The organism is Cronobacter sp. HA18006 (assembly GCF_011605445.1).
Lineage (GTDB): Bacteria > Pseudomonadota > Gammaproteobacteria > Enterobacterales > Enterobacteriaceae > Cronobacter > Cronobacter sakazakii.
The window spans coordinates 266,142-279,773 of record NZ_JAANQB010000011.1 but is presented as its reverse complement, the minus strand read 5'-3'; the positions used below and the strand labels follow the sequence as shown (position 1 = coordinate 279,773).

Sequence of the window (13,632 nt, the reverse complement as noted above, 5' to 3'; positions counted from 1 at the left end):
AGACAATTTGCCGCCCGCTATTCTTGCCGTAGCGCCACATTCACTGTTGCGCGGGTTTATCCTTTTCCGGGTGGAAAGGATAACAAACGCACGCCAGCTTATGTCCATCAGGGTCACGAAGATAGGCCACGTAAAAATCCGGCCCATACATCTCTCTGATGCCGGGCTTTCCTTCATCACTTCCGCCATGACGCAGACCTGCCGCATGGAATTCTCTCACCGCTTCCGCGCTGCTGGCTTTGAAGGAAAACATGGTGCCATTTCCCGCCGTTGCCGGTTTCTTGTTAAACGGCGGGCAAATGCAAAAACTGAATCCCTCACCCAATGGCTCTCCCCACGTCGCCCAGCCTTCGGTCCATGAGGGGATCCGTGGGACTCCCAGTACGTCAAAGATGGCATCATAAAACGCCGTCATACGATCCAGGTGGTTTGTCCCTATCGTTGTGTACATCAGCATGTTGCACCTCCGGTAACGGTTTTCAGACAGCGGGAAAGATCAGGCAAACTTTCGGGAAGCTATCATTCTACTTTGAAGCGGCTCGCCTCAGCGGCAAAAACCTGGCGTCGTTTATGCCATCGTTGCAAGACGAATAGCCTTTCTGAAGCGTCCTTTAAACGTAAGCTGCCAGACCCCAGGCATATGTCATGACGGTAGACGGGTGTGAGACGTTTTTAAAGGGAACAGATGAATGCGCGGGCTTACTTACTGGAGCGTTACGCTATTGCTGAGCAAGCGCAGTGGAAGGTGACATACTCCGTCAAGAAGATATGGCAGGCCTTACGCCTGCCTGTGAATTACTTCTCGGTGTATTGAAATTTACTCACTACACCGTTGTTATTGAATTCCAACAGCAGAAACTGATCTCTGTCCCTGAATATGGGAATAAAGAAATAGAGACGGCGATCCACGACTTTTGAGGCATAAATCCAGTGGCTGGCGGTTTTAAACTCTTTTGGAATAGCAGGTGTACCAAGTAAAAGCAGGACATCTTTTTTAGTGGATTTACCCACAACGATACTCGTACGGATGTCTTTCTCGGAATAATTAGCTAAATCGGAGGCACGTGTTCTATCCACATTGGCAGCACAGCCAGTCAGCACGATTGTAGTGATTATCAGCAAAAGAAAATATTTCACTTTCACTCTACGTCATCCTCGTAATAAATGCCCATATCAGCGTCGTATTTTATTTCTTTGGCATAAATGACGCAGTAACCTGTTTTATCTCCATAGCTGTAACGGATCTCATATAATGCCTTTTTCTTTGGCGTGATATTCAGAACAACCGAGCATCCCCCGTATAAAGAGTGATGGATCGTTGTTTCACGATCCGGAAGCAGGTACGTTTCGAAATAAGTATCGCTATAATCTTTATTCTTCAGTTTGGGGAATCCCAGATCCCGGGTATTTCCAAGAAGGATATTGACGTAAGCGCTATGCTCCTGAACCCAGCCTCCGGTTGTTTTACCCTCGCTATCTGTCTGATACAGGGCATAGCTCATAGGCGCGCCCATCAAGCGAATTCTCGCAACATCGGATGTATTCGCCGGGGGAACATACAGGGCAGGTTTAGGAAATAAATTACTACAGCCAGCTAATAGTAACGTTGTAGAGAGTACCGCAGCTTTAATAGTGCCTGTACCAATAACAGAATAATTCATGATAGTAAAATCCTTATTACGCTACATTAAATTGTGTGTTTTATGAACAGCGGGCGGGGGCCGTATAATTAATATTTAACGGCAGCACTCTCTTTTTCTTTAGAAGAAATACACGCGATTATTCGATCATGCTAAATGTGGAAATTTTGAGGAAGCATTTGCAGACATAAAAAAACGGGAACCAACTGGTTCCCGTTTTTGCCTAACCCAGCATCTGGATTACATGTTCGCGATAATCGCGTCGCCAAACTCTGAGCATTTCAGCAGCTTAGCGCCTTCCATCAGGCGTTCGAAGTCATAGGTCACGGTCTTGTTGTTGATAGCGCCTTCCATACCTTTAACAATCAGGTCAGCGGCTTCGAACCATCCCATATGACGCAGCATCATCTCAGCTGAGAGAATGATAGAGCCCGGGTTCACCTTGTCCTGGCCTGCGTATTTCGGCGCGGTGCCGTGGGTCGCTTCGAACAGCGCGCACTCGTCACCGATGTTCGCGCCCGGCGCGATGCCGATGCCGCCAACCTGCGCCGCCAGGGCGTCAGAGATGTAGTCGCCGTTCAGGTTCATACAGGCGATAACGTCATATTCCGCCGGACGCAGCAGGATCTGCTGCAGGAAGGCGTCGGCGATAACATCTTTCACAACGATCTCTTTGCCGTTGTTCGGGTTCTTGATTTTCACCCACGGGCCGCCGTCGATAAGCTCGCCGCCGAACTCTTCACGCGCCAGCTGGTAGCCCCAGTCTTTAAACGCGCCTTCGGTGAATTTCATGATGTTGCCTTTGTGCACCAGGGTCACGGATTCGCGATCGTTGGTGATGGCGTATTCAATCGCCGCGCGCACCAGGCGTTTGGTGCCTTCTTCAGAACACGGCTTGATGCCGATGCCGCAATGTTCCGGGAAGCGGATTTTCTTCACGCCCATCTCTTCGCGCAGGAATTTGATCACTTTCTCAGCGTCAGCGGAGTCGGCTTTCCACTCGATACCCGCGTAGATGTCTTCAGAGTTTTCACGGAAGATAACCATGTCGGTCAGTTCCGGGTGTTTAACCGGGCTCGGGGTGCCCTGGTAGTAACGTACCGGGCGCAGGCAGACGTAAAGGTCCAGCTCCTGGCGCAGGGCGACGTTGAGGGAGCGAATACCGCCGCCAACCGGGGTGGTCAGCGGGCCTTTGATGGCAACGCGATATTCACGAATCAGATCCAGGGTTTCCTGGGGCAGCCAGACATCCTGACCGTAAAGCTGGGTAGATTTCTCACCGGTGTAAATTTCCATCCAGGAAATTTTACGCTCGCCTTTGTAGGCTTTCTCAACCGCGGCGTCGACCACTTTCAGCATCGCCGGCGTCACGTCCACACCGATACCATCGCCTTCAATGAACGGGATGATCGGGTTGTGGGGGACATTCAGCTTGCCGTTTTGCGCTGTGATCTTTGCACCTTCCGCCGGAACTACTACTTTGCTTTCCATTCACCTCTCCTTCGAGCGCTTCTGGTTGTGACTCATTATGTTAATGATTTGTAATAGGCGTGATAATACTACCTGAATGTTCTGCCCCATGCCACGCCCTTATGAATAGGGTATAATGCGGCAATTGATAAAGCCTGAAAATAGTATGCAGAAAACTTCTTATAGAAATCACCGGCTTGAGCGATTCAGCTCACAACATTCCCCTAAGCGCCGCAAACCCGAAGGCCCGAAACGGCTGATCCTCTTTAATAAACCTTATGATGTGCTGCCGCAGTTTACCGACGAGGCAGGCCGCCAGACGCTGAAGGATTTTATTCCGGTGGCGGGCGTCTATGCCGCGGGCCGTCTCGATCGCGACAGCGAAGGGTTACTGGTGCTGACCAACGACGGCGCGTTACAGGCAAAACTGACCCAGCCCGGCAAACGCACCGGCAAAATCTATTTTGTGCAGGTGGAAGGCGAGCCGACGGAAGCGGCGCTGGCGCAGTTGCGCAGTGGCGTGACGCTGAACGACGGCCCAACGCTCCCCGCAGGCGTTGAGCGCGTTGAAGAACCTGCCTGGCTGTGGCCGCGTAATCCGCCAATTCGCGAGCGTAAATCGATTCCCACCAGCTGGCTTAAAATCACGCTTTATGAAGGGCGTAACCGCCAGGTGCGGCGCATGACCGCGCACGTGGGCTTCCCGACGCTCCGGCTGATTCGTTACGCGATGGGCGACTATACTCTTGATTCTCTGGCCTGCGGCCAGTGGCGAGACGTTCCGCTCAAATAAGGAGAACCGGATGTTCAAACCCCATGTCACCGTCGCCTGCGTGGTACACGCGCAGGGCAAATTCCTGGTCGTGGAAGAGACCATTAATGGCAAAGCGCTCTGGAACCAGCCTGCCGGCCATCTCGAAGCCGACGAAACGCTGGTGGAAGCCGCGCGCCGCGAACTGTGGGAAGAGACCGGCATCCGCGCCGAACCGCAGCATTTTTTGCGTCTGCACCAGTGGCTGGCACCCGACAACACGCCGTTTTTGCGCTTTCTGTTCAGTATTGAACTTGACGCGCCGCTGCCAACCGAGCCGCACGACAGCGATATCGACCTCTGCCGCTGGGTGAGCGCTGAGGAAATTCTTTCGGCGACCAACCTGCGCTCTCCACTGGTGGCCGAAAGCATTCGCACCTGGCAGCGCGGCGAGCGTTATCCGCTCTCGCTAATTGGCGCGTTTAACTGGCCGCAGCGTTAACTTCACCGCACTATTTGTTTCGCACTGAAACTTTTAACGGCAGCTTAACCTGCTGCCGCCATCCGCTACACTCAGCACTATCTGCCATTCTGGCTACTGCCTCGCCCTTTCCTCCGCCAGACAAACGCTAAATCGCCCGTTTTTCCACCAGTCATTTCGCTTTTTATGCCATTAAAGAACAAAAAATCGACGCCGATAAGAGATTGACCAGGAGGCTCGTAGCGAAGGGAAAGTAATGATTTTTCGTGGTTGATCCTGAGGAGCCGTGATGGCCAGACAATCCGTTCATAAAAAGATGAGTACCCGTGCACAAATGCTGCTGACGGGCGCATTAACCATCACGCTGGGGTTTGTCGTCACCATCGGCGTGCTGAGCTGGCAATCCAGCAACGAACAAAAATCCCTGGCCGAGAGCTATTTACGCCAGATTGCCCAGAGCGAAGCGCTGAAAATCCAGCAGGAGCTCAACTACGCGCGCGATGTGGCGCATAATCTTGGCCACAGCATGGCGTCCCTGCCCCGCGCCGGCATCACCGACCGTAAAGTCGCCGATCAACTGCTCGAAGGCGCGCTGCGCGATAACCCAAATTACCTCTCGATTTCCGTCATCTTTGAAGAAAACGCCTTTGACGGTCGCGACGCCGAGTTTGACGGCAAACCCGGCCAGGCGCCGAAAGGCCGTTACGCCTTTTTCGTCGACCACGGTCAGTCGGGTAATTACCAGTTTCACCCCCTGCTCTCCTACCTGACGCCAGGCCAGGGCGACTACTACCTGATCCCGCAGAAAACCCAGAAAGATACGCTGATTGAACCCTACAGCTACGCCTATAACGGCGTGCCGACGCTGCTGACCTCGGTGGCGGCCCCGATTGTCTCCGACGGTCAGCTTAAGGGCGTGGTGACATCCGATATTTCGCTGGCGTCGCTTCAGCAAAAAGTGAATCAGATCAAACCCTGGGAAGGCGTCGGTTATGCCATGCTGCTTTCAACGGCAGGCAAAATCGTCTCCTACCCGGATAAAAAGCTAACCAGCAAACCGTTCCCTGGCGATACCGCGGGTTTCACCAGCAACGTGGTTGAGCAGGACGATCCGATCCTTGGCGAAAAAGCGCTGGTCACCTGGCAGCCTGTCACCATCGGTAATAGCACGGATAAATGGTATCTCGGCATTGTGGCACCGGTAAGCCAGGTGATGGCCGCCGCGAACCGCCAGTTAATGAACGCCATTATTCTTATGGTGGTGAGCATTCTGCTAGTGAGCGCGCTGCTCGGTATCGTCTTTAGCCGCAAAGTGCTCCGGCCTCTCGGCGGTGAGCCGCTGGAAGCCGCGACCATTGCGCTGGCGGTGGCCGACGGCAAGCTCGATAACGCGATTGACGTTAAACCGGGCGATCGCGGCAGCCTGTTCTACGCCCTTCACACTATGCAGGCGCAGCTGCGCGGCATTGTCGGGCAGATCAAAGAAGCGAGCGACTCCGTGCGTCAGGGCGCGGGCGAAATCGTCAGCGGCAACATTAACCTTTCGTCGCGCACCGAAGAACAGGCAGCCGCGCTGGAGCAGACCGCCGCCAGCATGGAGCAGATCAGCGCGACCGTGAAACACAACGCCGCCAACGCCCATCACGCGACGGAACTGACCGCCAACGCCACGCAAATCGCCAGCCGCGGCGAAACGCTGGTCGGCCAGGTGGTACAGACGATGGCGCAGATCGACGACAGCTCGAAGAAAATCAGCGATATCACCACGATGATTAACAGTATCGCGTTCCAGACCAATATCCTGGCGCTCAACGCGGCGGTAGAGGCAGCGCGCGCGGGTGAACAGGGCCGCGGCTTTGCGGTGGTGGCAAGCGAAGTCCGAAGCCTGGCGCAGCGCAGCGCCAACGCGGTGAAAGAGATTGCAGCGCTGATTGAAGAGTCGGGCCAGCGCGTGGCGAACGGCGTACAACTGGTGAACGACGCCGGCAAAACCATGCAGGAGATGACCCAGGCGGTGCATTCCGTGCAGACCATTATCGGGGAGATTGTCAGCGCTTCGGATGAACAGTCGAAAGGCATCAGCCAGGTGACGATCGCCGTGAACGAAATGGACGGCGTGACGCAGCAGAACGCCGCGCTGGTGCAGCAGATGGCGGCAGCGGCCAGCTCGCTCGAAGAGCAGGCGCAGCAGCTGGCGCAGACCGTCGAGCAGTTTAGTCTTCAGGAAAGTTACGCCTGATCCCACTCGCGGGGGCCGATGCGCCCCCGCCTCTTTTCCCCCTCTTTTTATACGCACCCGCGCGTCGCAATTCTTGCCGTTAAGCCCTTTTCTTCACGCCCGTAGGCAAACCCGGCGCGCTCAGGGGGTGTTTGCGCCGCCAGCGCGTGCTAGAATACGCCGCCTTTGTTTTAAGTCGTGAGTGGTGCAATGTCTGATAACAGCCAGAAAAAAGTCATCGTCGGCATGTCCGGCGGCGTCGATTCCTCCGTTTCCGCGTGGTTACTGCAACAGCAGGGCTACCAGGTGGAAGGTCTCTTTATGAAGAACTGGGAAGAGGATGACGGCGAGGATTATTGCACGGCCGCATCCGACCTCGCAGACGCCCAGGCGGTGTGCGATAAGCTCGGCATTGAGCTGCATACCGTGAACTTCGCGGCGGAATACTGGGATAACGTGTTTGAGCATTTCCTGGCGGAATATAAAGCCGGACGCACGCCAAACCCGGATATCCTCTGCAATAAAGAGATCAAATTTAAAGCCTTCCTCGAATTCGCGGCCGAAGATCTCGGCGCGGATTATATCGCGACCGGCCACTATGTGCGTCGCGCCGATGTGGACGGCAAAAGCCGCCTGCTGCGCGGGCTTGATGGCAATAAAGACCAGAGCTATTTCCTCTATACGCTCGGCCACGATCAGGTCGCCCAAAGCCTGTTCCCGGTTGGCGAGCTGGAAAAACCGGAAGTGCGCCGCATTGCCGAAGAGTTAGATCTGGTGACGGCAAAGAAAAAAGATTCCACCGGCATCTGCTTTATCGGCGAGCGTAAGTTTCGCGAATTCCTCGGCCGCTATCTGCCTGCCCAGCCGGGTAAAATCGTCACCGTTGACGGCGATACTATCGGCGAGCATCAGGGTCTGATGTATCACACGCTCGGCCAGCGCAAAGGGCTTGGCATCGGCGGCACCAAAGACGGCGGCGAAGAGCCGTGGTACGTGGTGGATAAAGACGTCGAAAACAATATTCTGATTGTCGCTCAGGGCCACGATCATCCGCGCCTGATGTCAGTCGGTCTTATCGCACAGCAACTGCACTGGGTCGATCGCGAGCCGGTCACCGCGCCGTTTACCTGCACCGTGAAAACGCGCTACCGTCAGGCCGATATTCCCTGCACCGTCCGTCCGCTGGATGACGATCGCATCGAAGTGGTGTTTGACGAGCCGGTCGCCGCGGTCACGCCGGGGCAGTCCGCCGTGTTTTATCGGGGCGAAGTGTGCCTGGGCGGCGGTATTATCGAACAGCGCCTGCCGCTGCCGGTTTAAGCCTGATGCCGCGTGCGCGGCCATGAATGTACAGCCGCGATAAAAAGGAGTCTGTGTGGCAAAGAACTTCTACGACATCACCCTTGCGCTGGCGGGCATTTGCCAGTCGGCACGTCTGGTTCAGTCGCTCGCGCATGAGGGCACGTGTGACAGCGATGCCCTGCGCGTCTCGCTTAACAGCGTGATTGACCAGAACCCGGCGTCGACGCTTGACGTTTTCGGCGGCCGCGAAGCCGGGCTGAAAATCGGTCTTGAGACGCTGCTTGGCATGCTGAACACCAGCAGCCGTCAGGGCCTCGGCGCAGAACTGACGCGCTACACGTTAAGCCTGATGGTGCTGGAGCGTAAACTTGCCGCCAGCAAAGGCGCGATGAATACGCTTGGCAATCGCATCGCGGATTTAAGCCGCCAGCTTGAGCATTTCGAGCTGGAATCCGATACGCTGATGAGCGCGATGGCCGGCATTTATGTGGATGTGATTAGCCCGCTCGGCCCGCGTATTCAGGTTAACGGCTCGCCCAACGTGCTGCAAAGCCCGCAGATCCAGGCGAAAGTTCGCGCCACGCTGCTCGCCGGTATCCGCGCCGCGGTGCTCTGGCAGCAGGTCGGCGGCGGACGCCTGCAACTAATGTTTTCCCGTAATCGTCTGACCACCCAGGCGAAACAAATTCTTGCTCAATGTTAACCTCTCAGGAGTGACTGATGGAATTATCCTCACTGACCGCCGTTTCCCCCGTTGATGGACGCTACGGCGATAAAGTCAGCGCGCTGCGCGCCATTTTCAGCGAATTTGGCCTGCTGAAATTCCGCGTACAGGTTGAAGTACGCTGGCTGCAAAAGCTGGCCGCACACGCAGCGATCAAGGAAGTTCCTGCTTTTGACAAAAACGCAAACGATTTCCTCGATGCGATTGTCGCAGGCTTTAGCGAAGAAGACGCGGCGCGCATCAAGACCATCGAGCGCACCACCAACCACGACGTCAAAGCGGTTGAGTATTTCCTGAAGGAAAAAGTGGCTGACGTTCCGGCGCTCCACGCGGTGTCTGAGTTTATCCACTTCGCCTGTACCTCAGAGGACATCAACAATCTCTCCCACGCGCTGATGCTCTCCACCGCGCGCGAAGAAGTGATCCTGCCGTTCTGGCGCAACATTATTGACGCGGTCAAAGACCTGGCGCACCAGTACCGTGATATCCCGCTGCTCTCCCGCACGCACGGCCAGCCAGCCACGCCGTCCACCATGGGCAAAGAGATGGCGAACGTCGCGTACCGGATGGAGCGCCAGTACCGTCAGCTCCAGCAGGTCGAGATCCTCGGTAAAATCAACGGCGCGGTGGGTAACTATAACGCCCACATCGCTGCATACCCGGAAGTGGACTGGCACCAGTTCAGCGAGGAGTTTGTGACCTCGCTCGGCATCCAGTGGAACCCGTACACCACCCAGATTGAGCCGCACGACTATATCGCTGAGCTGTTTGACTGCATGGCGCGCTTTAATACCATCCTTATCGACTTCGACCGCGACGTCTGGGGTTACATTGCGCTGAACCATTTCAAACAGAAAACCATCGCTGGCGAAATCGGCTCTTCCACCATGCCGCATAAGGTCAACCCGATTGACTTCGAGAACTCCGAAGGCAACCTGGGGCTTGCGAACGCCGTGCTGCAACATCTGGCGAGCAAACTGCCGGTCTCCCGCTGGCAGCGCGACCTGACCGACTCCACCGTTCTGCGTAACCTGGGCGTCGGCGTCGGTTATTCGCTCATCGCGTATCAGTCGACGCTGAAAGGCGTGAGCAAGCTGGAAGTGAACCGCGATCGCCTGCTGGCTGAGCTCGACAACAACTGGGAAGTACTGGCCGAGCCGATTCAGACCGTGATGCGCCGCTACGGCATTGAGAAACCGTATGAAAAGCTCAAAGAGCTGACCCGCGGCAAACGCGTTGACGCCGAAGGCATGAAACAGTTCATCGACAGCCTCGAACTGCCGGAAGACGAAAAAACCCGTCTGAAAGCGATGACGCCGGCCAATTACATCGGCCGCGCCATCCAGATGGTTGATGACCTGAAATAAGCCTCTGCGCGTCACCTGCGGGTGGCGCGCTACCTTCTCCCCTCGCCTTTTCCGCCCGCCTGTTGATGCCTCGCTGGTTTATCCAATGTTTATGCCCTTTCAGTAATAATTGGCGTTAAACTATTTATATATTTGATGGATAAGGGGACCCCGGATGCGCGTGCTGGTCGTCGAGGATAACGCCTTACTGCGGCATCACCTGAAAGTGCAGCTCTCGGAGCTTGGCCATCAGGTGGATGCGGCGGAAGATGCCAAAGAAGCGGATTATTACCTGAATGAACACCTGCCGGACGTGGCGATTGTCGACCTGGGTCTGCCGGATGAAGACGGGCTGAGCCTGATCCGTCGCTGGCGCGCCAGTGAGATCACGCTGCCTGTTCTTGTACTCACCGCCCGTGAGGGCTGGCAGGATAAAGTCGAAGTGCTGGGCGCCGGTGCCGATGATTACGTCACCAAGCCGTTTCACATCGAAGAAGTGGTGGCGAGAATGCAGGCGCTTTTGCGCCGCAACAGCGGGCTCGCTTCGCAGGTGATCTCTATGCCGCCGTTCGTGGTGGATCTCTCGCGCCGGGAAGTGACCATCAACGACAATCTGATCCGCCTGACCGCCTTCGAATACACCATTATGGAGACGCTTATCCGCAACGCGGGCAAGGTCGTTAGCAAAGATTCGCTGATGCTTCAGCTCTACCCGGATGCGGAGCTTCGCGAAAGCCACACCATTGACGTGCTGATGGGCCGTCTGCGTAAAAAAATCCAGGCGGAATACCCGGGCGAAGCGATCACGACAGTGCGCGGCCAGGGTTACCGGTTCGATCTACGCTAAATGAAAAAAAACGTCCTGCGCCACTTTCTCCCGCTCTCGCTGCGGGTGCGCTTTTTACTCGCGACCGCGGCGGTGGTGCTGGTGCTCTCGCTCGCCTACGGCGTGGTGGCGCTGGTGGGTTACAGCGTCAGTTTCGATAAAACCACCTTCAGACTGCTGCGCGGTGAGAGCAATCTCTTCTATACCCTTGCCCGTTTCGAAAACGGCAAACTGACCGTTGAGATCCCCGACCATATCGACAGGCAGAGCCCGACGCTGACCTTTATCTATAACGAAAAAGGCAAACTCCTCTGGTCGCAGCGCGATGTGCCGCGCCTGATGAAGGCGATTCGCCCCGAGTGGCTCAACGCGAACGGTTTTCACGAGCTGGAGACGCGCTTTAGCGATTCGCGCCTGCTGCTGGGCGCAAACCGGGCGCTGCAAAAGCGGCTTAATGATTACGACCCGGATAAAAACGACGAAACCACGCACTCGGTCGCGGTCAATGTCTATCCGGCAACCACCAATATGCCCGCGCTGACGGTCGTGGTGGTGGACACTATTCCTGACGAGCTGAAAAGCTCATGGAGCGTCTGGAACTGGTTTATCTATGTGCTGGCGGCGAATCTGCTGCTGGTGATCCCGCTCCTGTGGCTCGCCGCCTGGTGGAGCCTGCGCCCTATAGAAGCGCTGGCGCGCGAAGTGCGCGAGCTGGAAGAGCACCATCGTGAACAACTGAACCCCTACACCACTCGCGAACTGACGAGCCTTGTCCATAATCTCAACCGGCTGCTGAAAAGCGAGCGCGAGCGCTACGAGAAATACCGCACAACGCTCACCGATCTCACCCACAGCCTGAAAACGCCGCTGTCGGTGCTCCAGAGCACGCTGCGATCGTTGCGCACCGGCAAAACGGATGTGGAACAGGCCGAGCCGGTGATGCTGGAGCAGATCAGCCGTATTTCACAGCAGATAGGCTACTATCTGCATCGCGCCAGTATGCGCAGCGGCAATATGCTGCTGAGCCGCGAACTGCACCCGGTGGCGTCTCTGCTGGATAATCTCACGTCGGCGCTGAATAAGGTTTACCAGCGCAAAGGCGTCAGCATCACGCTCGATATCTCGCCGGAAATTGTCTTTATCGGCGAGAAAAACGATTTTCTCGAAGTGATGGGCAACGTGCTGGATAACGCCTGCAAATATTGTCTGGAGTTTGTCGAAGTGACCGCACGGGTGGCGGATGACACGCTGCACCTGGTGGTGGAAGATGATGGCCCTGGTATTCCTGAAAGCAAACGCGCGCTGGTGTTTGATCGCGGCCAGCGGGCCGATACGCTGCGCCCAGGCCAGGGCGTTGGGCTGTCGGTCGCCCGTGAAGTGGTGGAGCAATATAACGGGCAGATCCTCACCAGCACCAGCGCGCTTGGCGGCGCACGCATGGAAGTGATTTTCGCCCGTCAGCAGCCGCCGGTGGGCGAATCTTCCGCAACGCTTCGAAAAAACCTGTCAGACAACCACGCAGAGTGACGCGCGTCCGTTATAATCCGACTCATCTTGAGAGCCTGCGGAATACAATATGGACTACCACGTAGAGATAAACTGGCCCGATTTCATTGAACGCTACTGGCAAAAACGCCCGGTGGTGTTAAAGCGCGGCATTAAGAATTTTGTCGACCCGCTCTCCCCGGACGAACTGGCCGGTCTTGCGATGGAGAACGAGGTGGACAGCCGCCTGGTCAGTCATCAGGACGGCAAATGGGACGTGAGCCACGGCCCGTTCCAGAGCTACGATCATTTAGGCGAAACCAACTGGTCGCTGCTGGTGCAGGCGGTGAATAACTGGCACGAGCCGAGCGCCGCGCTGATGCGCCCGTTCCGCGCCCTGCCGGACTGGCGTATTGACGATCTGATGATCTCCTTTTCGGTGCCAGGCGGCGGCGTTGGCCCGCATCTTGATCAATACGATGTGTTTATTATCCAGGGCGTTGGCCGTCGCCGCTGGCGCGTCGGCGAAAAAGTGCCGATGAAACAGCACTGCCCGCACCCGGATCTGCTGCAGGTCGCGCCGTTTGAAGCGCTGATCGACGAAGAGCTGGAGCCGGGCGATATTCTCTATATTCCGCCGGGATTCCCGCACGAAGGCTATTCGCTGGAAAACTCGATGAACTATTCCGTGGGCTTTCGCGCACCGAGCGGTCGCGAGCTTATCAGCGGGTTCGCCGATTATGTGTTGCAGCGTGAGCTCGGCAGCCATCGCTACAGCGATCCGGATGTGCCCGCACGCGAATGTCCGGCAGACATTGTGCCTGCGGAAGTCGAAAAGCTGCGCGACATGATGCTGGATCTGATCCGCGACCCGGATAATTTCAATGAGTGGTTTGGTGAGTTTATCACCCAGTCGCGTCACGAGCTGGATGTGTCGCCGCCGGAGCCGCCGTACCAGCCGGATGAAATTTACGATGCGCTGAAACAGGGTGATACGCTGGTACGTCTCGGCGGTTTGCGCGTGCTGCGTATCGGCGAGGACGTCTTTGTGAACGGCGAGAAGATAGATACGCCGCACCGCCCGGCGCTGCATCAGCTCGCCAATGAAGTGGTGCTGAATGACGCGATGTTTGGCGACGCGCTGGAAGACCCGTCATTCCTCGCAATGCTGGCCGCGCTGGTAAACAGCGGGTACTGGTATTTTGCGGAGTAAGGCGTCGGTTATCGCGAGTATTACGGTGGGTGCGCTCCGCTTACCCACCCTACGACATAACGCGATGGATTTGATGTCAATGGTGGGTGCGCTGACGCTTACCCACCCTACGACATAACGTGAAGGGTTTGATGTGAATGGTGGGTGCGCTCCGCTTACCCACCCTACATACATGA

General features: G+C 56.3%; 13 protein-coding genes. 9 read left to right on the top strand and 4 right to left on the bottom strand.

The window, feature by feature from the left end; all coding sequences use genetic code 11:
- Positions 1 to 40 precede the first annotated feature (40 nt).
- The 4 genes from G9X48_RS03080 to icd all read right to left on the bottom strand — a co-directional run bounded on the left by G9X48_RS03080 (position 41) and on the right by icd (position 3,131).
- A complete protein-coding gene (locus tag G9X48_RS03080; protein WP_029039688.1) occupies positions 41 to 457 on the bottom strand; it encodes a VOC family protein in 417 nt (138 codons plus the stop codon).
- 338 nt (positions 458 to 795) lie between these two features.
- Positions 796 to 1,143: an outer membrane protein assembly factor BamE gene (bamE, locus tag G9X48_RS03075; RefSeq protein ID WP_032989906.1), complete on the bottom strand. Its 348-nt coding sequence runs from the start codon at positions 1,141 to 1,143 to the stop codon at positions 796 to 798.
- Positions 1,140 to 1,661, bottom strand: a complete 522-nt coding sequence (locus G9X48_RS03070; protein WP_225805783.1) for a hypothetical protein — start codon at positions 1,659 to 1,661, stop codon at positions 1,140 to 1,142. Before G9X48_RS03070 ends, bamE begins: the two co-directional genes overlap by 4 nt.
- Positions 1,662 to 1,880: 219 nt before the next feature.
- A complete protein-coding gene (icd, locus tag G9X48_RS03065; protein ID WP_007849342.1) occupies positions 1,881 to 3,131 on the bottom strand; it encodes an NADP-dependent isocitrate dehydrogenase in 1,251 nt (416 codons plus the stop codon).
- A gap of 115 nt (positions 3,132 to 3,246) precedes the next feature.
- Between icd and rluE the strand changes: the two genes are divergently transcribed.
- The 9 genes from rluE to G9X48_RS03020 all read left to right on the top strand — a co-directional run bounded on the left by rluE (position 3,247) and on the right by G9X48_RS03020 (position 13,456).
- The gene (gene rluE / locus G9X48_RS03060) at positions 3,247 to 3,903 is read left to right on the top strand and encodes a 23S rRNA pseudouridine(2457) synthase RluE (protein WP_071989528.1); all 657 of its coding nucleotides are present in this window, start codon (positions 3,247 to 3,249) and stop codon (positions 3,901 to 3,903) included.
- Between the two features lie 10 nt (positions 3,904 to 3,913).
- A complete protein-coding gene (locus G9X48_RS03055) occupies positions 3,914 to 4,363 on the top strand; it encodes an NUDIX hydrolase (RefSeq protein WP_004387964.1) in 450 nt (149 codons plus the stop codon).
- 268 nt (positions 4,364 to 4,631) lie between these two features.
- Positions 4,632 to 6,581 carry a methyl-accepting chemotaxis protein gene (locus G9X48_RS03050; RefSeq protein ID WP_105536321.1) on the top strand — a complete coding sequence of 650 codons (1,950 nt, stop codon included), beginning with the start codon at positions 4,632 to 4,634 and terminating at the stop codon, positions 6,579 to 6,581.
- Between the two features lie 189 nt (positions 6,582 to 6,770).
- Positions 6,771 to 7,880 carry a tRNA 2-thiouridine(34) synthase MnmA gene (mnmA, locus tag G9X48_RS03045; protein ID WP_014729118.1) on the top strand — a complete coding sequence of 370 codons (1,110 nt, stop codon included), beginning with the start codon at positions 6,771 to 6,773 and terminating at the stop codon, positions 7,878 to 7,880.
- 55 nt (positions 7,881 to 7,935) lie between these two features.
- Positions 7,936 to 8,565 carry a high frequency lysogenization protein HflD gene (gene hflD / locus G9X48_RS03040; RefSeq protein ID WP_097640887.1) on the top strand — a complete coding sequence of 210 codons (630 nt, stop codon included), beginning with the start codon at positions 7,936 to 7,938 and terminating at the stop codon, positions 8,563 to 8,565.
- A gap of 17 nt (positions 8,566 to 8,582) precedes the next feature.
- Positions 8,583 to 9,953, top strand: coding sequence for an adenylosuccinate lyase (gene purB, locus G9X48_RS03035; protein WP_007901069.1), 1,371 nt, complete (start codon positions 8,583 to 8,585; stop codon positions 9,951 to 9,953).
- A 154-nt stretch (positions 9,954 to 10,107) separates the two neighbouring features.
- A complete protein-coding gene (gene phoP, locus G9X48_RS03030; protein ID WP_004387968.1) occupies positions 10,108 to 10,779 on the top strand; it encodes a two-component system response regulator PhoP in 672 nt (223 codons plus the stop codon).
- The gene (gene phoQ / locus G9X48_RS03025; RefSeq protein ID WP_014729120.1) at positions 10,780 to 12,285 is read left to right on the top strand and encodes a two-component system sensor histidine kinase PhoQ; all 1,506 of its coding nucleotides are present in this window, start codon (positions 10,780 to 10,782) and stop codon (positions 12,283 to 12,285) included. It begins immediately after the preceding gene.
- Between the two features lie 49 nt (positions 12,286 to 12,334).
- Complete coding sequence (locus G9X48_RS03020) at positions 12,335 to 13,456, top strand: cupin domain-containing protein (protein WP_085661041.1); 1,122 nt, start codon at positions 12,335 to 12,337, stop codon at positions 13,454 to 13,456.
- Positions 13,457 to 13,632 lie beyond the last annotated feature (176 nt).

Excerpts from the sequence above, each read along its gene's own strand:
- G9X48_RS03080 (WP_029039688.1), bottom strand. The coding sequence starts at position 457 with ATGCTGATGTACACAACGATAGGGACAAACCACCTGGATCGTATGACG.
- G9X48_RS03070 (WP_225805783.1), bottom strand. The coding sequence starts at position 1,661 with ATGAATTATTCTGTTATTGGTACAGGCACTATTAAAGCTGCGGTACTC.
- icd (WP_007849342.1), bottom strand. The coding sequence starts at position 3,131 with ATGGAAAGCAAAGTAGTAGTTCCGGCGGAAGGTGCAAAGATCACAGCG.
- rluE (WP_071989528.1), top strand. The coding sequence starts at position 3,247 with ATGCGGCAATTGATAAAGCCTGAAAATAGTATGCAGAAAACTTCTTAT.
- G9X48_RS03055 (WP_004387964.1), top strand. The coding sequence starts at position 3,914 with ATGTTCAAACCCCATGTCACCGTCGCCTGCGTGGTACACGCGCAGGGC.
- G9X48_RS03050 (WP_105536321.1), top strand. The coding sequence starts at position 4,632 with ATGGCCAGACAATCCGTTCATAAAAAGATGAGTACCCGTGCACAAATG.
- mnmA (WP_014729118.1), top strand. The coding sequence starts at position 6,771 with ATGTCTGATAACAGCCAGAAAAAAGTCATCGTCGGCATGTCCGGCGGC.
- purB (WP_007901069.1), top strand. The coding sequence starts at position 8,583 with ATGGAATTATCCTCACTGACCGCCGTTTCCCCCGTTGATGGACGCTAC.
- phoP (WP_004387968.1), top strand. The coding sequence starts at position 10,108 with ATGCGCGTGCTGGTCGTCGAGGATAACGCCTTACTGCGGCATCACCTG.
- phoQ (WP_014729120.1), top strand. The coding sequence starts at position 10,780 with ATGAAAAAAAACGTCCTGCGCCACTTTCTCCCGCTCTCGCTGCGGGTG.
- G9X48_RS03020 (WP_085661041.1), top strand. The coding sequence starts at position 12,335 with ATGGACTACCACGTAGAGATAAACTGGCCCGATTTCATTGAACGCTAC.